Annotated in this window: 15 protein-coding genes and 1 pseudogene; 8 read left to right on the top strand and 8 right to left on the bottom strand. The window is 42.6% G+C overall.

Going from position 1 to position 19929, the window contains the following annotated elements; all coding sequences use genetic code 11:
* Positions 1 to 70: 70 nt before the first annotated feature.
* Both BET10_RS19245 and BET10_RS19240 read left to right on the top strand, forming a co-directional pair.
* Positions 71 to 1248 (top strand): IS3 family transposase gene (locus tag BET10_RS19245; protein WP_096348924.1). Its coding sequence is split into 2 segments (ribosomal slippage): positions 71 to 329 and positions 329 to 1248, totalling 1179 coding nucleotides; the frame shifts between segments, so codons are not numbered across the junction.
* Positions 1245 to 1697 carry a GNAT family N-acetyltransferase gene (locus BET10_RS19240; protein ID WP_070987433.1) on the top strand — a complete coding sequence of 151 codons (453 nt, stop codon included), beginning with the start codon at positions 1245 to 1247 and terminating at the stop codon, positions 1695 to 1697. Before BET10_RS19245 ends, BET10_RS19240 begins: the two co-directional genes overlap by 4 nt.
* 775 nt (positions 1698 to 2472) lie before the next feature.
* Here BET10_RS19240 and BET10_RS19235 read toward each other — a convergent pair.
* From BET10_RS19235 to BET10_RS19225, 3 genes are all read right to left on the bottom strand, one after another.
* Positions 2473 to 3534 carry an SMP-30/gluconolactonase/LRE family protein gene (locus BET10_RS19235; RefSeq protein WP_170829184.1) on the bottom strand — a complete coding sequence of 354 codons (1062 nt, stop codon included), beginning with the start codon at positions 3532 to 3534 and terminating at the stop codon, positions 2473 to 2475.
* Positions 3535 to 3901: 367 nt separating this feature from the next.
* Positions 3902 to 4582: a DUF2306 domain-containing protein gene (locus tag BET10_RS19230; protein ID WP_070987429.1), complete on the bottom strand. Its 681-nt coding sequence runs from the start codon at positions 4580 to 4582 to the stop codon at positions 3902 to 3904.
* A gap of 18 nt (positions 4583 to 4600) precedes the next feature.
* Positions 4601 to 5320 carry a DUF4386 family protein gene (locus tag BET10_RS19225; protein WP_070987427.1) on the bottom strand — a complete coding sequence of 240 codons (720 nt, stop codon included), beginning with the start codon at positions 5318 to 5320 and terminating at the stop codon, positions 4601 to 4603.
* Positions 5321 to 5466: 146 nt separating this feature from the next.
* Between BET10_RS19225 and BET10_RS19220 the strand changes: the two genes are divergently transcribed.
* Entirely contained in the window at positions 5467 to 6165 is a 699-nt protein-coding gene (locus tag BET10_RS19220) for a response regulator transcription factor (RefSeq protein ID WP_070987425.1), read from the top strand.
* Positions 6162 to 7460, top strand: a complete 1299-nt coding sequence (locus BET10_RS19215; RefSeq protein WP_070987423.1) for a HAMP domain-containing sensor histidine kinase — start codon at positions 6162 to 6164, stop codon at positions 7458 to 7460. Before BET10_RS19220 ends, BET10_RS19215 begins: the two co-directional genes overlap by 4 nt.
* Before the next feature lie 81 nt (positions 7461 to 7541).
* Here the strand turns inward: BET10_RS19215 and BET10_RS21915 are convergent.
* Positions 7542 to 7698: pseudogene (locus BET10_RS21915) on the bottom strand (IS3 family transposase); the annotation flags it as partial.
* Positions 7699 to 8078: 380 nt separating this feature from the next.
* On the opposite strand from BET10_RS21915, the gene BET10_RS19210 reads away from it, so the two are divergent.
* Both BET10_RS19210 and BET10_RS19205 read left to right on the top strand, forming a co-directional pair.
* The gene (locus BET10_RS19210) at positions 8079 to 9764 is read left to right on the top strand and encodes a carbon starvation CstA family protein (RefSeq protein ID WP_170829183.1); all 1686 of its coding nucleotides are present in this window, start codon (positions 8079 to 8081) and stop codon (positions 9762 to 9764) included.
* Positions 9765 to 9836: 72 nt separating this feature from the next.
* The gene (locus BET10_RS19205; protein ID WP_070987422.1) at positions 9837 to 11369 is read left to right on the top strand and encodes a M17 family metallopeptidase; all 1533 of its coding nucleotides are present in this window, start codon (positions 9837 to 9839) and stop codon (positions 11367 to 11369) included.
* Positions 11370 to 11410: 41 nt separating this feature from the next.
* Here the strand turns inward: BET10_RS19205 and BET10_RS19200 are convergent, their stop codons facing one another.
* Positions 11411 to 13615, bottom strand: a complete 2205-nt coding sequence (locus tag BET10_RS19200; protein WP_070987420.1) for a S9 family peptidase — start codon at positions 13613 to 13615, stop codon at positions 11411 to 11413.
* 171 nt (positions 13616 to 13786) lie between these two features.
* Positions 13787 to 15472 (bottom strand): dipeptidyl-peptidase 3 family protein, encoded by a 1686-nt coding sequence (locus tag BET10_RS19195; protein ID WP_070987418.1) that lies wholly within the window; start codon positions 15470 to 15472, stop codon positions 13787 to 13789.
* Between the two features lie 222 nt (positions 15473 to 15694).
* Here BET10_RS19195 and BET10_RS19190 point away from each other — a divergent pair, with 222 nt between their 5' ends.
* Entirely contained in the window at positions 15695 to 16534 is an 840-nt protein-coding gene (locus BET10_RS19190) for an HDOD domain-containing protein (RefSeq protein WP_070987416.1), read from the top strand.
* Positions 16535 to 16580: 46 nt separating this feature from the next.
* Here BET10_RS19190 and rdgC read toward each other — a convergent pair whose 3' ends face one another.
* Positions 16581 to 17489, bottom strand: coding sequence for a recombination-associated protein RdgC (gene rdgC / locus BET10_RS19185; RefSeq protein ID WP_070987414.1), 909 nt, complete (start codon positions 17487 to 17489; stop codon positions 16581 to 16583).
* 101 nt (positions 17490 to 17590) lie between these two features.
* Positions 17591 to 19351: a sensor histidine kinase gene (locus BET10_RS19180; protein ID WP_070987412.1), complete on the bottom strand. Its 1761-nt coding sequence runs from the start codon at positions 19349 to 19351 to the stop codon at positions 17591 to 17593.
* A gap of 201 nt (positions 19352 to 19552) precedes the next feature.
* Here BET10_RS19180 and BET10_RS19175 point away from each other — a divergent pair, with 201 nt between their 5' ends.
* Positions 19553 to 19921, top strand: coding sequence for a response regulator (locus BET10_RS19175; RefSeq protein ID WP_070987410.1), 369 nt, complete (start codon positions 19553 to 19555; stop codon positions 19919 to 19921).
* Positions 19922 to 19929: the final 8 nt, after the last annotated feature.

The raw sequence follows: 19929 nt of genomic DNA, 5'->3' as shown, positions 1-19929 counted from the left end.
TGTAGTGGCACAATAAATTTGGCCACCTGATTAGAGGTGATAGAATCACCATAACTGATTAGGTGCAAATATGACAAAAAGAACTCGTCCAACTTATTCTCCTGAATTTAGACTCGAAGTCGCTCAACAAGTCGTCGATGAACAACGCTCTGTTAGAGACGTTGCCGAGGCGATGGGATTAGGTAAATCCACTGTCGATAAGTGGGCACGCCAGCTAAAAGAAGAGCGTAACGGTAACCTCACTAGTGCGACTCCCCTGACCCCTGACCAACTTAAAATCCGCGAACTTGAGCGTAAACTCAAACGCCTAGAAGAGGACAATGAGATCCTAAAAAAGGCTTCAGCTCTCTTGATGCAGGACTCCATCAAAGGTTTGCGCTGATCCGCTCCCTTCAAGAGAGCTGGCCTGTGAAGCGTTTGTGTGCTGTATTTAAAGTACAGCGCAGTAGTTACCGATATTGGCGCGAAACACCACATACTATAGCGCCCGAGCGGCTACGTTTAATTGCCGAAATGAAACGTTGGTTTGGGCTAAGTCATGGCTCCGCAGGCCAACGAACCTTGGTTCAACTGCTCGCAAAGTCAGGCTTCAAAGCGAGCCGCTGGTTGGTGAGTAAGCTGATGAAACAAGAGGGATTGGTTAGTCGTCAAATGCCAACGCATAAGTATTCCAAGGCAGAAAAAGAGCACTTAAGCATACCTAATTTATTGAAAAGAGCATTTAGCACACAAGCACCAGATCAAGTTTGGTGTGGTGATGTTACCTATGTCTGGTGCGGTTCTCGTTGGCTATACCTGGCTGTTGTAATTGACCTTTACGCTCGCAAAGTTGTAGGTTGGGCAACATCAGCTCGACCGGACAGTGACCTAACGAAAAAAGCTTTAAGAATGGCTTATGAAAGCCGAGGTAACCCAAAGCGAGTGCTATTCCATAGTGATCAGGGCTGTCATTATACGAGCAAGAGCTTTCGTCAGTTACTCTGGCGTTATGGCATGAAGCAAAGTCTTTCACGCAGAGGAAACTGTTGGGATAATGCGCCAATGGAGCGCTTTTTTAGAAGTTTTAAAACAGAATGGATGCCTAGAGTGGGATATCGAAGTATGGCTGAGGCATCGGGAGCAATTTCGCAATATATAGTGGGTTATTACAATCGGTATCGACCTCACAAACACAATAATGGTTGCTCACCGATTATGAAAGAAAAGCAATACTGGGAAACTTATAACGAGGTGGCCAAAAAGTATTGACCACTACAGATGCGCCTATTATTCTTCAGATTCAAAAGGAAGCATATATTTCGGAAGCTCAATTGCATAATGATTTTAAAATACCTCCGCTAACTCAGAGCTTAGCTGAACTTGAGTCTGAATTTAACAATATGTGTATTTTAAAAGTTATTTGGGACGGTCAGATTATTGGAAGTGGGCAAGTCAAATTGAATGGCTCAACTTCCCATATAGGTCGTATGGCTGTAAAAAATAGCTTTAAAGGTCAGGGTGTTGGCTCTAAGCTACTTAGCGCTTTAGAGCAGTTTTATCCTGAAGCTAACAGAGTTGAACTGTTTACGGGTATTAACAGCAAGGCTAACCTGAGCATGTATGAACGTCGCGGATATCGCCGTATTAAAGAAGGAACTTTGGGAAAGACAACAGTTGTATTCTTAGGCAAATCACTAAATACAGCTAGCAAGGCTTAAAAGCAGGAGTAGTAACTTGGTTTTTTTGCGGTAGGCGGTTGATTTTATTTGGTTATGCAAGTTGCACTTGTCATGAACATCAACACCTTGGATATTAAAAACGGGTTTTGCACTGTTCACCTAAGACCAGAATGCTAATTGCTTTGATTAGTGACATATGAACTGTCTTCAATTAAAGCTTTTTATCAACTTTACTATGACAAATCGTTCGCGAAAAAAGCCGAGTGGGGAATCTTCACTTGGATTCTCAGTGTGTCTTCTGATTATTCGGGCTAGACACAACTCAATAGGTTGATCTAACAAAACAACGTGACCGAATAGAGATGACATAGGGTCACGCTCTCTAGCAAATGGTTCTTCAATAAAAATATAACGACTGCTATTTTTGAAGTTAAACTTTCCTACAAAGTGACAAGTTGTTAAGCAATGGTGGAACATTACAATGACAAAGCCTGTTAATAAAACTAGACACAATAGCTCCTTGTATAAATGCTAGCTACTAATTTTTGTAGGTTAACTTATCAACCAGCACTATACTTAGATTTTTTCATAAAAATGTGAATATTAATATGCATGAATATAATATGGCTTTTATTATACTGGATGTGAAATAAAATTTCATGAAGTTGTTTATTGTGAGTAATAGCCTTGGACTGTGTTATTTATGATGGTCTTATTCTTTCTTCAGTCTGCTTTATCAAACAAGTGCCTTTAATAATGGAGTATAATTCTATTGCAGCGATGTTAGATGACAAAAAAGAACGAACGTTTTTCTCTATCGAAAAGGACTGTTTGTGAGTCCAGAGTTGTGGTCCTTGCAGTCAAGTATGAAAGGTTCATATACACTTCCAATTAGCAAATGCTCTTGATAGGGGGCTCCGACACTTGAGCCTGAGATAGGTGAACCATTATTTAAGTAAATTTCATCAACAGACATACCGTTATTGACATTAACGAGGAGCACCTGTGATGAGGAGCGATTTGTTTGATCAATACTGTGCTTTAAAAACTTGTACATTTGTGGGTGTGCACCTATCCATAAGTTACCATCAGCGTCCAATTCAATATTGTCAAGCCCACTATCAATGGAAATCTCATCAATGAGTGATAATTCACCAGATACTTCATCTCTGGTGTAAGATAATAGCCTTTTGCCCGTAGACTCTGAAACATAAACCATTTTACCGTCTCGACTAACCTGAATACCATTCGGGTAGACTAGGTTTCCGCTTATTCTGGTGATGACATCGCCTCTTCCGTAAGCTATTCCTCCCATAGCTAGCCGGCCATACGCTTCGAGCATTCGACCAAATCGGGTTAAGCTGCCTCTGTCGATAGTTGCATAAAAACTGCTGTCATTTGCAGCTGCCACATCATTCAGGCTGAAGGGTGAGTCAGTCTTTAACGTTTTTACGTGTTTGAGCTGATTTTCCTTGATTTCGAATATTATGACCTCGCTGTCTGAACGCTGCTTATTCTCCGTAGCTGAAGGCGGATGATTAACGACAAAAAGTCGATCTAGCCCATTGGGGTTCTTCCACAGAGAAATTCCATGGGGGTAGAAAGTTCCATCAATATCATGCGGCATCAAAATGGGTTTTGAATAAGAACCGGTTTGATACATGTATATTCCCCCTCCCGAAGACCAGTTACGTCTGTCATGTGAAGAGATGTATGCCAAACCACTCGTTGCATCTATTGTGATATCTTCGGCACCAACGACGCCTGTTACTGTTTTACAGGAACCTGAAAAATGTGGTTCAATGGTTTTGAAAGCACCGCTATCAATAACAATATACATGATAAATATAGCGGGCAGTAAGATGATTATTAGCATAGTTATTAACCATTTTTTGAGCATTCACACTTTTCCTTCTATTGTTTTTTGAGTGCTTCTTATCTACGTGATACTTCCTACCAAACAAACAGTCTACCCAACGAAGAATACATCATTTTTACTTTCCATGAAGAAGATATAATCTCAGTAAAACCAGAGCAAGAAAACAAATAGTAATGGTCTGCCAAACTTTTCACTTTCTTACTGGTATAAAGCAAATTCATTGATTTGACTCAAATAGAAAACACTATCGAAACTTGTTTGATGGCGTGAATTTGTTTTCTATGCCCTGAGATGAATGTATCGTTAAATGAATCGTATTGATTAATTACCTTGTTTGTAATCTATTGTTTCAACATCCAAAGCGCTATGAGCCTTTCTGCCAGAATTTACGGATTTTGAGGTTCCATTTCACTTTAAAAACCCAATAAACGGCAGTCAAAATAACAAAGGCAACTGGCGTAAGCAAAAACTCAATGGTTCTTATTGCTTCGGGAATATGTATGGCCTGCCCTAGAAAAAAGGCGGCTGTTGACATAAAAAGAGGGAAAAACATTCGCCAAAGATGACGTATCAATTTGTCCTTGCCTTGCAATCCTCCAAGCTTGATATAGCGATAATCTGCGACACTACAAAAAGCTAATACACTGCCAAATATCACATAAGCTGTTGTACCAAACCCGCCCAGTTTGCCATCAGGCATCAGCATTGTTTGGTACGCAAACCCGAAGAGGCCCAGAAACAGTAATGTAGCGAAGCAAAATAGAAACCGGTCGGCAAGATTGGTCTGATTATCTGGCTGCCGAATGACGTTGATGGCTGAAAGTACAAAGTAACAAAGGACCAAGCCGTTCATGATTGAAATTGGGACATATCGTACTACCGCGATGATTGTGCCACTGATGCCTAGAGTTAGCATAGATACAACATAAACATTGCCCAACTGCCTATGGAATGCGTTGCCTTTTTTTGCCACAATTGCAGTGAAGCCTGTCAATAACACAATAGCGCCTGCTGTGATATGAATAAGAATTACGATGAAAATCATAAGATATCGCTCCTGTGGTTATGGTACTGTTTTATTGTTTGAGAACGTTTCAAGTAATGGCTTCTTAAAGCCCCAAATCAAAAGATAAAAAGGAACGATAATTTGAGTGATGGCTAAAGGAAGTTGAATAATGTCAGGAATTGCAGCTTCGAAAAATGTATGTGCAACGGCGAACAGTTGCAATATCACGCTAAGTAGCGCAAACCAGCAAAGTCGAACTGGAAGCAGTTGATTGCGCAACAACAGTAGGTAGAAGATCAATAAGCTGAAGCTTGAGATAAAAATGGATAAAAAGTGCGCTTCATTTCTTCCGCTCGCCAGAATAGTTCTTATTAAAGCTGACGTCTTCGCAGATATATCATTGTTGGGTTCATTAATGGTGGACAGATAGATGACATACTCAGATAGTTGCGCATATTCATATGCGCACATTGCAATACCAACAGTGGCGAATACAACAATTGTAATAAACAGTGAGGAGTGCTGGTTGATTGACTCTTTTGGTATTAGTAAACCAAACGCCAAATTCATGGTACTGATCATTAATGCAACCAGTGTTGCGCCTCCCAGTATGCTGGTAAGATCACTAATAGGGGGTTCGCCGTTGTAGACCAAAATAGGTTTCAGAAAATAGAAATTTAGGAGCAACCCCAGAACCATCTGCAACAGCATCATAATAGCAATGATTCTGGCTGATTGTGTCCGGGTCAGACTCTTTTTTACAGATACTGTTTGCATAAGTTCATTCCTCAAAATGTAGTAGAATGATATTACGCAACTTTGAAACCCCTTAGGGTAACATAGTGTAACAATCTCACTTTTGAGGTTGGTGATTTGACCTAGCTTGATCCAGTATGGTAGTGAACTAAAGAGTAAAACGAACCATGAGCAAACTATTAATAATTGACGATGATAGCAGTCTTACCGAAAGTTTATCTGTGTTTTTTCAGCAGCATCACTTTGACTTGATTTGTGCAAATGAGCCACAGCATGGATATGAACTGATTGGGCTGGAATCTCCAAAACTAGTACTGTTAGACATAATGATGCCAGGTATTGACGGCTTCACATTGTGTAAGCAAATTCGGCAAGCTTATACTTTGCCCATCATTATGTTAACGGCTAGAGGGCGACTCGAAGATAAAGTTCATGGCTTTGAGCTTGGCGTGGACGATTATTTGCCTAAGCCATTTGAACCTGCGGAACTCCTTGTTAGAGTTCAAGCGTTATTACGACGCAGTTTTAGTGAGGAGCAACGCTCAACAGAACAACAGGGAGTCTTGTTTTTTGCCGGTTTAGCTATCTTTAGCGCACAGCAAATAGTTAAAGTGGATGGTGAAGATGTGCATTTGTCGGGCATGGAATTTCACTTGTTAAAGGCGTTAGCTTCTAATCCTGGAAAAGTATTCAATCGTGAACAAATTACCGGTGTGGTGAAAGGTGTCGAAGTGGATTTGTATGGACGCTCAGTGGATATTTTACTGAGCAGACTTCGTCAAAAACTCAATGACTCAGTCTCCTCTCCAAGGTTTATTAAAACCATTAGGGGTGTTGGATACACCTTTATTGCGACACCTTTATGACAATTACACACCTAAATCTATACGCTCGGTTTTTCCTGCTATTCACCATCACCACAATTTTGCTGGTGGGATTCATCATTTTAGGTAGTTTTGCCATTTCTGAAAAAGAAGCGGTGAAGATAGTTTCAGACAGAGAAGCTGCATTGCAAGTCATGATGCAGGAGCTCGTTAAAGGACCAGTTGATATTGAAGCTCTTACAAAAGAAGCTAAAAAGAACCGGGTGGAGATTCAAATAATTTATGGAACTGAGAAATGGCTAACGGGCAGCCTTTTACCTTCACCTGAGAAATTAACGAAGGACGCCATTATTATTGGTGAGCTGTACTTCAAAAAGTTAGATTCCAGATACTTTCTAACAACTGAGTTTGGCGGCTATACCATTACCGTAACATCGAAAATCGCCAATCTGATAGTATTTCCCGATTGGATTATTTATTGGCCATGGTTTGCTGTACTTGTTGTATTGTTGCTGAGCTACTGGTTATTGAATGGGCAGCTATCTGCTATTAACAGTGCTATATACAGTGCAACAGAAATCAGTCATGGAAACCTGAAATATCGAATTGCATCACATCCAAGCAACGATCTTGGAAAGCTCACAAGGGGACTTAATAAAATGGCTGAAAGCCTCGAACAATTGTTCTGTGCCAAAACAGAGTTGTTACTTTCAGTTAGTCACGAGTTACGCTCTCCAATGGCCAGAGTAAAGGTATTATTGGCGTTACTGGAAAAAGGTGAAATATCAAGAAAGTTAGGTCATGAAATCGATAAAATGAATGAGATTGTCGAGCAACTACTGGAAAGCGAGCGCCTTAAAGACACAGAAACCTTGCTAAATATCGACACATACTTTTTACCCAATGTAATAAGTGCAATTTTACATTCTTATTTCAAAGAAACATCGGTTCGGGTGGAAGGGCACATTCCAGAAATTGCTGTACAAATTGACTTAGGCCGCTTTAAGTTTTTGGTCAAGAACCTTATTGATAATGCTTTAAAACACAGCGGCTCTGATGCACCAGTTATCATTCAATGTTTTGAGGAAAACCAGATCGTGGAAATCAGCGTTCGTGATTTCGGTGCAGGCATTGAAGCAGAGAATCTTGAAAAGATCTTTGAGCCCTTTGCACAAGGTAGCCATATCATTAACCGCTCAAATAAAGGTGTCGGATTAGGACTCTATTTGTGCCGTCAGATTGCAAGAGCTCATGGCGGTGATATTTCAGTCAAAAGTGTGGTCGGAAAAGGAAGTGAATTCAGCGCAAGAATGCCCATCAATAAGAGTGTAAAATAATCTGTGTAAATGGCTGTTCCAGCTTGGCACTTTTCTTAAAGAGTTTTCATACTCTACTGGTGACTGCTCGTTAATAGTTCAGTACAGCCTTTCCAGTTTGTAATACTTCATATGCTCAGCAACATCACTTTTCATGTGTGCACGAGTTGGCTGAGCAACTTTTAGCACCCAATCATGTTTTAAGCAGTCAAAAGAACCTTTCAATAACAGCGCTATCCCAACAAACACCCACATCGCCAGTGTTTTCTCAATTAAATCAATTCACAATATGTGCATGACTTCATTGATACATTGTCACTGAAAAAATACCTAGGGTCGGTAAGGTAATACAGCAAAAGTTGTTGGCATTGGGACTACAATATGGCTGCGATGTAAAAGCCAGCAGTGAAGACTTTTTATATCAGCACTTTGGTAAGTTTGGCTTGGTATTGTGGCCCAGGTGCCATGCTATCCACATAAACCTGTGCGACTTATCGGCATCAGTATCTCTTTGATGGATGAAAATGTGCGCCAACCGCAATTAAAACTCTTCGATTCAGACTAAAAGGTAAGTGCATAATGTGATAACTGTGTTAATTTTTAAGGCTCAATAACAATAAGACGTACAGGAGCCTGAAAATGCAGTCGATCATGATAGTACTGTTTGGGGTAGTCGGAATGCTATTTGGATGGTTTGTGTATTCCAAATTCATTGCGGAAAAAATCTTTAAAATGGATGACAGCTTCGTCACACCCGCTCATGAATTAAATGATGGCGTTGACTTTGTGCCAACCAATAAAGTGGTGCTATGGGGGCACCATTTCACTTCTGTAGCAGGGGCCGCTCCCATTGTTGGACCCGCTATCGCTGTGTACTGGGGCTGGGTACCAGCGGTACTGTGGGTCGTAATTGGGACTATTTTCTTTGCGGGTGTGCATGACATGGGCGCGTTGTGGGCAAGTGCTCGACATAAAGGTAAATCCATGGGGGCGCTTTCGGAAACCGTTATCGGCAAGCGTACTCGCGCATTGTTCATGATAGTGGTGTTTTTGGTACTGTTGATGGTCAACGCCGTGTTTGGCGTGGTAATAGCCAATTCATTTGTGGCGAACCCTAGTGCGGTATTTCCTGCTTGGGCGGCGATTGTTGTCGCCTTAGTTATTGGTCAGCTGTTAAAGCGTCAAGTGCCGCTTATTCCCTTGTGTGTGATAGGGGTCGCGATTCTCTACGCCACTATTTACATGGGCTCAAGTATGCCTTTGGCACTGCCATCAGAAATGTTTGGACTGACTGACAAGGCAAACTGGATTGTGATCTTGTTTATTTACGCCGCGGTAGCTTCTTTATTACCGGTTTGGATGCTGCTTCAACCGCGTGACTTTATCAACGGAATGCAGCTGCTGGTGGGGTTGATATTATTGTATGGAGCAGTGTTTGTGGTGATGCCTGATATCACCGCTCCGGCTTTTAACACACAAATGGCTGAGCAAACGCCCAGTATTATTCCACTGTTGTTCGTTACTATCGCCTGTGGTGCTGTATCTGGTTTTCACGGCATTGTATCTTCCGGCACCAGCTCTAAGCAGTTAAATAAAGAGACCGATGGTCGCTTCGTAGGCTATTTAGGGGCTGTTGGAGAAGGTTCATTAGCGCTTATCACTCTAGTTGCTGTGAGCGGCGTGATGCTAGCGATGTCGCCCGATCAGTGGCATGAAATCTATAGTCACTTGGGCGCGGGCAGTGTGGGGGCATTTATTACTGGTGGCTCAAACTTGATCAGCAGTGGCTGGGGTATCCCCACAGAAATAGCAGCAACCCTGTTGGCCGTCATGGTGGTACTGTTTGCGGGAACTACCATGGACTCAGGTGTTCGCCTACAGCGTTATATTATTCAGGAATGGGGTGAAATTTATCAATTGCAGGCGCTAAAGAATGGCATCGTAGCAACCTTGCTAGCGGTTGGTTGTTGTTTGTTGCTCGCCTTTGGGGCAGGTGGAGCCTCAGGCAGCGGCGGTATGATCATTTGGCCTTTGTTTGGCTCTACCAACCAGATTCTTGCTAGTCTGACCTTGTTGGTGATCTCGGTCTACCTCATCAAACTGGGTCGACCCGCTAAATACACTTTAATTCCGATGAGCTTTGTATTGTTAATGGCATTTTTTGCTGGGCTTATTAAGCTACAGGAGTACTATCAGCAAGGTAATTGGCTGCTGGTGGTGCTAGATGTCATCGTGTTGGTGGTCAGCGTGTTAGTGATGCTAGAAGCATGGTCGGTGATCGTGAAGCATCGTCGTGGTCAAACACAAAGTACACAACCCCAGTAACCGACTTTACTGGTAAAGCATTATCAAATAACCCATAATCGGGCCCTTATTATCGTAACTAAGGGCCTTTTTATGTCTTTTCCTCTCGCGTTACCATGTAATGATCTTTTCAATCAACACGCTGATGCCGTCATTGTAATTGCTGCTGATGTGAATAACCTGCACGATGAACGTCTGAATAAGGCGCTTGCGCCATACTTGGCAGTTGATGCCAGAATAGCTAACAAGGCTACTTTGGTACTAGCACAAGAGTTTCCTGGTAAGCGCCTCATCGTATCGCCAACAGGACCTTTAAACCGTGACTATGATGACGTGCGTCGCGTGTTTGATGCCGCTAAAGCAGCCATTAACGAGGCTAAAGCTGCGGGCAGTCAAGCACCAACACTTGTGGTGTGTGGTATGCCGGAAGATGCGCGTTATCAAAATGCATTAGAGGTTGCATATTTAGGTGCTTGCCAAGCGCTGTGGCAGCCTCTAGAAGCGCGTGAATACCGAGGTGAAAGCATTGAGCCTGTTAAACAAATCAGTTTGTTAGGGGCGACAGAAGCGCAATGTAAGCAACTGAATGCGTTGGCCGCGGGCCAATATGCCGCGCGAGACTTATGTGGTACAGAGCCCGAGCGTATGGCACCCCCTAGGTTTGCAGATTACTGTGTCGAGTTGTTTGAGGGCACCAGTGTGTCGGTTGAGGTGGTATCGGACATCAACTCGATTGAGCAACAATACCCAATGCTAGGCACTGTAGCACGTGCATCTTACGCGGTTGAGCGTCATCACCCTCGCGTAGTAAAACTGGTTTATACACCTAGCGATGAGGTAACTCGTACGCTGATGTTTGTCGGTAAAGGCTTAGTATATGACACAGGTGGTGCCGATTTAAAAGTTGGTGGCTTTATGGCAGGCATGAGCCGAGATAAAGGTGGTGCAGCGTCTGTTGCAGGCTTTATGAAAGCGGTTGCGGACTATCAGCCAAGCGGTGTGAAAGTGATTGCCTATCTTGCAGTGGTACGTAATTCAATTGGCTCCGATTGCTTTGTGCCAGATGAAATTATTACCTGCCGTGAAGGCTTGAAAGTACGCATTGGCAACACTGATGCAGAAGGGCGCTTGGCGATGGGCGATCTGTTGAGCGAAATGAAAGACATGGCGAAGAGTGAAGTTAATCCAACCTTATTCACCGTTGCAACATTAACGGGGCACGCAGCGCGCGCTGTAGGGCCTTATAGTGCCTACGTTGAAAATGGTCCTGCTCGAGAAGCGAAGGTTTCTCGTCAACTTGCCGACTTTGGTGATTTATGGGCTGATGGCGCAGAGTTATCACGTAGCCGTCGTGAAGATTATGATTTTGTTAAGCCTCGCACTTTGGCTGACGATGTGCTTTCGAGCAACAATGCCCCCTCTGCGATAACGGCGCGTGGCCACCAGTTCCCCATGGCATTTTTGGCCATAGTGGGTGGTTTGGATAAACATGGCTGTGACTCCCAGTTGCCATTGCCTTATGTGCATATGGACATCGCAGGAAGTGGAGTTGAAGGTGGCGATTGGCAGCACGGCAAACCAACCGCAGCAACCGTCAGTAGCTTGTTCGCAAGATACTGTTTGTAAGTTCAAGCGTAAAAAAGGGCACCTAGCGTGCCCTTTTTTGTTTATTGATGGGTTTTGAAGTGCCTATCAAAAAAGTGAGTGATAGTTTGATGTAAGTGCGTTTGTACTTTTTTACCTCTGAGGCTGTGTTTTGAGCCAGGGTAGGTCATCATTTCAAAAGGCTGCATATTGTCTTGTAGCTGTTTGAATAGCTTTGTCGCATGGGTAAACAGTACGTTGTCATCCGCCATGCCGTGATAAATCATCAGTGGCCCCTGCAAACCATCAGCATAATCAAATACAGCACTTTGCTGATAGCCTTGCGCGTTGTCTTTTGGGTGTCCAAGGTAGCGCTCAGTATAATGGGTGTCGTAGAGCGTCCAATCGGTCACTGGCGCACCAGATACCCCCGCTTGGAAATACTCGGGGGCTTTAAACATGGTCATCAGCGCCATATATCCGCCATAACTGTGACCATAAACGCCGATGCGTTGTGGGTCCACATAATCAAGGGTGCGCAAAAATTCTACGCCACGGATTTGATCGGCAACTTCAACCACGCCTAGTTTTTTGTAGATTGGATCTTCAAAGCGTTTACCGCGATTGTATGAACCACGGTTATCTAGTTGAAAGATCACATAACCTTGTTGTGCCATGTACTGGAAATAAAGGTTTTTGCTACGCCAATTATTGACCACACGTTGTGCATGCGGACCGCCATACACATTGACAATCACTGGGTACTGCTTGCCTTTTTCCAACTTGGCGGGTTTAAACAAGCGGTAATGTAGTGTTTGGCCATCTTCTGCTGTGAGCGTACCGTATTCGGGCTTTGCCAAGTCACTCAGATATGGGGTGAGCGGGTGATGCTCATTGAGCGCGTTTTGCTCCAACCAAGTAACAAACTCACCACTTACTTTGCGTAGTGCAACTGAATTGGGTTGATTCACCGCAGAGCTGTTGTCGATAAAGGTTTTAGTATCCTTTGCCAGTACCACATCGTGATAGGTGCCGAGGTTTGTGATGCGTTTAATTGCTGATTCTTTAAACATGGATGTGCTGTACAGGTGGCTCTCAAGCGGTGTGTCTTTGCGCGCTGCAAAGTACACTGTACCTGTTTTTTCGTCTACACCTTTGAGTGCATCTACCACCCACTCACCATGGGTAACTTGGCGTACCAGTTGACCATTGTTACGATACAAATATAAGTGTTTGAATCCGTCGCGCTCAGACGCCCAAATAAAATGTTTGTTGTCTTTTAAGAAGTGCAGATCAAAGTGCAGGTTAATCCATGTATCGCTGTGCTCTGTTAAAGCAACACGTTGCTGCTGCTTTTCCGTATCATAGAAGCGCAACTCAAGCTGCTGTTGAGCACGGTTTTGCCACTGATAAGATAGCGTTTTACTGTCATTGAGCCATCTTGCCCGAGCAATATAAATATCTTTATCTTTGCCTAAGTCAATCCAATCTATCTTCTGGTCATTGACAGAGACCACGCCCAGCTCAATGGTCACATTTGCTGTACCAGTGAACGGATAGCGCTGATTGAATAGCTTTACTTCATCGGCATATATTTCGTTACGAATGGCTTGTTGAACAGGGCTTTCATCAATACGCGTAAAAGCGATTTTTGACTCATCTTTGGCCCACCAGTAACCTGTCATTCGGCTCATTTCTTCTTGTGCGACAAACTCAGCCATGCCATTTTTTATGACGCCGCCGCCGTCTTTACTCAGCGCAACTTCTTTGCCTGTTTTTAGCTCCAGTGCATACAGGTTTTGCTCACGAATGAAAGATACATAATTGCCTTTTGGTGAGAACTTAGCATCTGTTTCAAACGCTTCTGTATTGGTTAGCTTTCGGCTTTTACCTGACTCGAGTTGATAGTAATACAAATCACCATTGAGTGGGAATAGCAAGGCTTTACCATCGTCAGACCAGGTATACTCTAATATTCCACGGCCAAAAATACGCTGTCTTTCACGACGCGCTTTTTCTTCGTCTGAGAGGGTTTCAGGGCCAGAAAACAAGGCTTGAGAGTCCACCAATAGGCGATTTTTATTGTCTTTAAGGTTGTATTCCCATAAATCGTAGCGATTGTAGTCTTGCTGTTTACCTTGTAGATATGTGACACGACTACCGTCAGGTGAAAACTTTAGTTTTACGGGCGCTTTGCCCGCAAGGCTTGGGTCATCGAAAATACGCTCAAGCGTAAGTGGTTGAGCGGTGACATTGGCCACAAGCGCCAAAGATAAACCACATGCCATAGAAGAAAATGTAACTCGCACAGTGCACCTTAACTATGAATAAAAGTGACGTGATGGTAGCGACAACCTAAGCAGATGACAATTAATTGGGATGGAGTGTTTAGAATAAGCCGTAGAAGGCGCAAATAATAAAGGCGCCACTGGGCGCCTTTATTCGATTTTTATGACAGCTTATAGGCCAAGTACAGATTTACCTTGCTTAAAGGTCACATCTACTGGGATATTAGCCTGTGCTAGCTTTTCTAAGTCGGCTTTAAGTTCAGCTTTAATATCGCCGTGTGTGGCAATCAACTGGTCAACTTTCTGGTAATCGCCGTCACCTTGTAAGGTAAGAATCAAATTAGAAAGATTCTTCATCGCGGTTGCCATTTTATCCATGTTTACTTTGTATAAACCCTGCTCATTTTTAGAAAATGCACCTTGCTCTTTAAAGAAATTAAAACGGATCATGTTGGCTTTGCCATGTGCACTTGAGGCACCAAAACGCACGGAGCGGAAGATACCCGCCATAAAGGTAATGTAGTAATCTTCGATAGTACCTTCTGTGATCTCGCCTTTATTCAGCAGTTGCTCAACCATGTACAGACCGAGAATATCGGCTTTCCCTTCTTCAAGTGCACTGGCGTGTTCTTGTAGTGATTGACGTACCGTACCTTTGCCATTGATAGTGTTTTTAATGCCTAAGCCGTGAGCCACTTCATGGAACATCGTGTTAGCAAAGAAAGCGTCAAAGGTAATATGCTTACGCTGCTCTGGCACAATCAGCTGATCGGCAATGGGTAACAATATCTTGTCAAACTTGGCGCGCATGGCGTTTTTAAGCTGCAGACGACGAGTGCCTTTTTCAAGCTGTACTTGCTCATCGTTTGGCAAGTTAATCGCGATAGTTTTACTACCTGCGTTTGAATGACCTGCATAATAAATTACATCGTAGGCGTTCAAGTCAGCATCCGAACCAGGGACTTCCTGCTTGTATTTTTCATCAACCGGTAAGCCTGTTTGTAGCTCAGGTAAGAATGCGGCAAATTTTGCTAAACGCTCGCTCCAAGCCAAGTCTTTTACCAGTACATAAGATTCAAATCCAGCTCTGTAGCCAAATAGTTGATCTTCATATGTTTCAATTGGACCAATCACCACATCGATAGGATTGTTTTTCATATCCATCCAAGCGAAGTCAGATGTTTGATAGCTATTATTGAGTAGTGCATCGGCACGTAATTTCAGGTAGTTGGCAAACTCTTTATCATCGGCAAGCGCGCTGGCTTCTAATAACAGGTTAGCTGCTTGCTTAAGCTCTTTACCGTAAATTTCAGAATAAGGTGTGCTATATAGTTTGCCTTGTTCATCACGTTTGATGATTGAGTATAAACCCTGTTTGTCTTTGATATCAGAATTGTTGAGTTCTTCTTTGCTCATATCGTGAGGATAGAATTCGGCACCAGGTGCTTTTTCTTCAAAGCCGCTAAGAAATACTTTGTCGCCATCGAGTCTATCCCATGGGCCATAGTTAATGTCGGCGAAGGTACGCACTTTCTCATCTTCGATACGGCTTAAAAAGGTATCTTTATCCATACCAAAACTTTGCTTCCAAAATAGGTCATCCATCAGCTTAGAGGCATCAATCAACTTCGCAACCATTTGCTTTTGGTTGTCGCTTAGGTGTGACAAATCGGTGTTAAGCGTCACCTGTGTGTATATGTCTAAACGTGACGGACTTGTGTTGACTAGCTCGTAGCTTGGTGCTTTTGCTTGTTGTGTGTTTGCTGCAGTCGATGTGTTGGTTGTGGGTTCTGAACATGCACCCAGTGCCAAAGTGCTGGCAATAATCAGTGCCTGACTAATTTTTGAAAGTCTCATGCTGCTCTCTTTTTGTTATTGGAAATAAAACTGAGCAACTACTTTACATGATCCAAGGTAATTATGCCTCACTGCTGCGGTGCATTTTTGAAAAATTGTTTCACCATGACTATTGGCTAAAATTTTTATACTGATTTCTTAACTTTATAAAGATGTTCGACAATACTAAAAGCTAAAACACGGGCGTTTTAGCGCTACTTAATTAGTTTTGGAATTTAGCTCATGTCAACAGAGAATGCCTTACTTACCATTCTTATAGATAGAATTAATAGCGACACCTTGGTGCTGCCGACTTTGCCTGATGCTGCCGTGCGTGTGCGTAAAGCTGCGGACGACCCAGATGTAAATTTAATTCAAATGGCGGATGTGATATCCCATGATCCGGCGTTATCTGCACGAATGATAAAAGTCGCTAACAGCGCGTTTCTTGGTCGGTCTGTGAAAGTGAATACGCTTAATCAAGCGGTCACGCGTATCGGCCTCAGACAAATTAAAAATATCGCTACAGCGATGGCGATGGAGCAGTTGTTTGTCTCTAACAACAAGTTGATTAAAACCTACATGGATAAAGCATGGCAAAAAACCCTTAAAGTTGCCTGCCAAGCGATTACGACCATGGATTTTTACCTGAAAGCTCACAAGCATACCTCACTAAACAGAGACACGATTACGCTGGCTTCGCTTGTGTTTAATATTGGTGTTTTGCCTATTTTGACCGAAGCTGAAAGGCACCCAGAGGTATTCGCAAACCCAAGCTTTTTAGCACATGCCATTCAAAAGTTGGCAGGTAGAATTGGCGGGGCAATTATGCGTGAATGGGGCTTTACGGAGGAATTTATTGATGCGGCGGAAAATTGGTCAAATCCAAATTACAAGCCACAGCAGGACTGCTACGTAGATTTTATACGTGTGGGTGCAATATTGGAGGGAATTCTACAGGTTTCCGACAAAACAGCGTCATTACAAGTTTATGCAGATAAAGGCGTAATTGAATCTGTGGAAATATTTAATAGTGATGACTATTTATATGTGCTGGAAGATGTAAAAGCCATGTTCGCATAGGGAAATAGCAAGGCGATAAGGGCAACGCACTTATCGCCCAAATAAGTTACATATCAGCGCTGTCGCCAAGGCTTTGGGTCAACTCTTCAAGCAATTCTTTTATCTCTTCACTGACCAAAATAAAATCAGCATCAAGTTTTACGGCCATGTCCTCTTTTGGAATGTCCGCATTTTGTTCTTTTAGTGCATCGGCATAACTTAAGCGTTTAATTGAGCCATCATTTTGCAAAATAAACTTCACACGTTCACGCCAGTCAAATGCCAGTTTTGTCACGCGTTTACCATTGTCTAAATGGCTTTTTATTTCATCAGAAGATAGGTCATGTTGCTTTAACTTAACTTGAGCACCGTTGTCATCGGGTTCTTGTAATTCTGCATCAGTACCAATTGCGAACCCTTCGGGCGCTTCGAATTTAGTTAACCAATCAGTTAAAAATACATCTAGGTCATAATTTGCAAAGGCTGGCACAACCGGTAAAGTACCTAACGACTTTCTCAATAATGCTAACAATTCTTCCGCTTTGTTAAAGCTGGCACTGTTCACTATTACCCAACCACTCTTTTGGTCAATGAAAGCAAACTGAAGGCTGGATTTTTTAAATGCCTGAGGTAGTAGTGCGCTGAGAATATTCTCTTTTAACTCGTCTTTTTCTTTTTTCTTAACCGGGCGATTCTCTTCGCGTTCGATGAGTTCGACCTTCTCAGCAACCATGTCGTTTATCACCGATGCAGGGAGTACTTTCTCTTCTCGTTTAGCACATAACAAAATGCTGTCTTGTGAGAAATGTGACAAGCTATTGCCATGTTTACCAAATGCTTTAGTCCAACCAAAAGTGCTCATGTCTTGGCTACCACAAGGCCTAAAAACGTCTTGTTCTAGTGCCTTTTCAAACTCTTCTTGATTGTATGAGACATCTTGCTTAAAACGATAACAGATCAGGTTACTAAACCACATATTATGAGTATCCGTGCTTAAAAATAGGCACTCATGATAGCAAGAATTTTATCGTAAAGGGGAGGACTACACGCAAAACTTTACGCGTAGTCCAAACTGACTTAGTTGAACATGGTCATAGGGGCTTGCATATCTTTTGGGAATTGAATGTAGTATGTGAGTCCTTTGCCTTCTTCGCTAGTCACTTCTATATCTCCATTAAGGGTTTGTTTGACTAAATTCAGGGTGATATGCGTGCCTAAACCACTACCGCCTTGATCGCGTTTGGTGGTGAAGAATGGGTCAAAAAGCTTCTCCAATTGTGCTTTTTTCACGCCTCGGCCATTATCTTTATAAACGATTTTAACATCGTCATGATCGTCGGTAATAGTGATGTCTATTTCGCCTTTATCAACACCATCAAAACCATGGATCAAAGAGTTCATGATCAAATTGGTAAATATCTGGCTGATTGCACCTGCGGGTAAATTGAGGATCAAGTCTTCCGGACAATCAATGTTGATAACATGCTTGGTTTTTTTGATCTTAGGGTGCAGTGAGCGTACAACTTCGGCCAAGTACTCTTTGAAGTTTATTTTTCTAACGGCTTCACTGGCCTGATCAACGGCAATTTGTTTAAAGCTGGCAACCAACTCCGATGCCCTGTCGAGGTTAGTGGTCAGAAGACTGGTGCTTTGTTTTGCCTCGTTAATAAATTCCTCTAAGGCTTTTGGTGAGAGGGTTTTGTCTTTGTAAGCGGCTTCGAGTTTATTCAAACGCTCTTGCAAGAAAGACGTTGCCGTGACACCAATGCCAACTGGGGTGTTAATGTCATGAGTAATACCTGCTACAAGTCCTCCGAGTGCAGCCATTTTTTCAGAGCCAACCAACCGCTCTTGCGCCATGTTGAGCTCATCAACATACCGTTCAAGTTCTTTTTGCTTGGTGAGCAATTCTTGTTCGGTTTGACTGCGCAGATCCACTTCTTCGGTGAGCGTGAGCTTTTGTTTTTCCAGCTCATACTTTTGCTGTTGCAGGTCCATCATCGCTTGGCTGAGGTTGGATGTTTTACGGGCGACTTCCTGCTCCAGTTGCAAGTTGTGTTGGTCGAGTTTTTCGTTACTTATTAACAACTCTTTTTGTGTTTGATCGAGTTGTTTGCGATATTCAGAAACTTTATCAATGAGTTTGTTGAACGCTTCTTCCATTACCTTAAGCTCATTGCGTTCAGTGGTGCCAATATCAATCTTTCTGCCATCAATATCATCTAATTCAATTTCTTCAATTTGGTCGGTTAGATCGGTAAGCGGCTCTGTGAGTAAGCGGCGAAAGGCAATTAAAAATAAAATGATAAGAAAAGTTGTTTTGATCATGGCATTACCGATCAAAAAGTAAATCGATATCATGATACGACTGAATACGACATCTCGAGATGAGAACAGTGTGACATCGCCAACCTGTGTCGCTCTGCCTGAAAACTCAAAAATAAGTGGGAAGGTATAACCAAACAATCCCGATGGCGTGTCTTCTATAATGGCTTCTTCTTGAACCAGTTGCTGACTATACAGTTCATGAATATCCAAAGAGCGGCCCAACTGAGAGATGATTTCACCGCTATCATCACGGACGATAATTCCTTCAATCATTGGGATCGCTAGTAGACCCTCAGCGGTGGTTACGGTCTGCTTGGTGTTTAATTCCCAGATTGCGCGTGTCAGACTACGACTGAATGTTTTTTGCAGCATAGTCAGTTCGTTACGAATGTAGTCTTTGGTATTCACATATTCAGCGACAACCTGACCACAGGTCACTACGAACGTAAGTAGGAAGTAAACCGATAGCACATTCGTGAGTAGCTTTTTAGATAGACTTTTTTGCAGCATGAATGAACTTTGGCTCCCAAAATTAGAGTTTGTGCAGTATGGCTAATCATAAACTTAGCTAATAAAGGTTTAAAAATAAATAAATATCTCTGATTTTCACAGTTAAACCCTGCTTTGGTTTAATTGCAGCTTGCAATACTTACTGCTGTCAGAATATTGTGTTATAAGAACGAGGTATATCAAATAATAGTAAAATTAGTAATGGCTTACTCAATATTAGTCTGTGATGATTCGACAGTTGCTAGAAAACAAGTTATCCGTTGTCTGTCCAGCGCGCTTGAGGTGAACGTATTACAAGCTAAAGATGGTGTCGAGGCGTTAAACATTCTCAAACAACACACGGTAGATTTATTGTGTCTAGATCTTACTATGCCAACATTGGATGGCATCGGTGTGTTAGAGCAGATGAGAGCACACGCCAGCATTGAGACCTTTGTTGTGGTCATATCTGCTGATATTCAACCTGAAATGAAGCAAAGAGTCATGCAATTGGGCGCGCTAGATTTCATTGAAAAGCCAGTGGATACAGACCGACTCATTGCGCTTTTAAATCGCTATGGTATACGCTAAATCATCAA

The organism is Pseudoalteromonas amylolytica (genome assembly GCF_001854605.1).
GTDB classification, from domain to species: Bacteria; Pseudomonadota; Gammaproteobacteria; order Enterobacterales; family Alteromonadaceae; genus Pseudoalteromonas; species Pseudoalteromonas amylolytica.
The sequence above is the reverse complement of the archived record's forward strand: the minus strand, read 5'-3'. Positions and strand labels throughout refer to the sequence as shown.

Excerpts from the sequence above, each read along its gene's own strand:
- BET10_RS19230 (WP_070987429.1), bottom strand. The coding sequence starts at position 4,582 with ATGATTTTCATCGTAATTCTTATTCATATCACAGCAGGCGCTATTGTG.
- BET10_RS19210 (WP_170829183.1), top strand. The coding sequence starts at position 8,079 with ATGCAGTCGATCATGATAGTACTGTTTGGGGTAGTCGGAATGCTATTT.
- BET10_RS19175 (WP_070987410.1), top strand. The coding sequence starts at position 19,553 with ATGGCTTACTCAATATTAGTCTGTGATGATTCGACAGTTGCTAGAAAA.
- BET10_RS19235 (WP_170829184.1), bottom strand. The coding sequence starts at position 3,534 with ATGCTAATAATCATCTTACTGCCCGCTATATTTATCATGTATATTGTT.
- BET10_RS19225 (WP_070987427.1), bottom strand. The coding sequence starts at position 5,320 with ATGCAAACAGTATCTGTAAAAAAGAGTCTGACCCGGACACAATCAGCC.
- BET10_RS19215 (WP_070987423.1), top strand. The coding sequence starts at position 6,162 with ATGACAATTACACACCTAAATCTATACGCTCGGTTTTTCCTGCTATTC.
- BET10_RS19205 (WP_070987422.1), top strand. The coding sequence starts at position 9,837 with ATGTCTTTTCCTCTCGCGTTACCATGTAATGATCTTTTCAATCAACAC.
- BET10_RS19195 (WP_070987418.1), bottom strand. The coding sequence starts at position 15,472 with ATGAGACTTTCAAAAATTAGTCAGGCACTGATTATTGCCAGCACTTTG.
- BET10_RS19180 (WP_070987412.1), bottom strand. The coding sequence starts at position 19,351 with ATGCTGCAAAAAAGTCTATCTAAAAAGCTACTCACGAATGTGCTATCG.
- BET10_RS19220 (WP_070987425.1), top strand. The coding sequence starts at position 5,467 with ATGAGCAAACTATTAATAATTGACGATGATAGCAGTCTTACCGAAAGT.
- BET10_RS19190 (WP_070987416.1), top strand. The coding sequence starts at position 15,695 with ATGTCAACAGAGAATGCCTTACTTACCATTCTTATAGATAGAATTAAT.
- rdgC (WP_070987414.1), bottom strand. The coding sequence starts at position 17,489 with ATGTGGTTTAGTAACCTGATCTGTTATCGTTTTAAGCAAGATGTCTCA.
- BET10_RS19200 (WP_070987420.1), bottom strand. The coding sequence starts at position 13,615 with ATGGCATGTGGTTTATCTTTGGCGCTTGTGGCCAATGTCACCGCTCAA.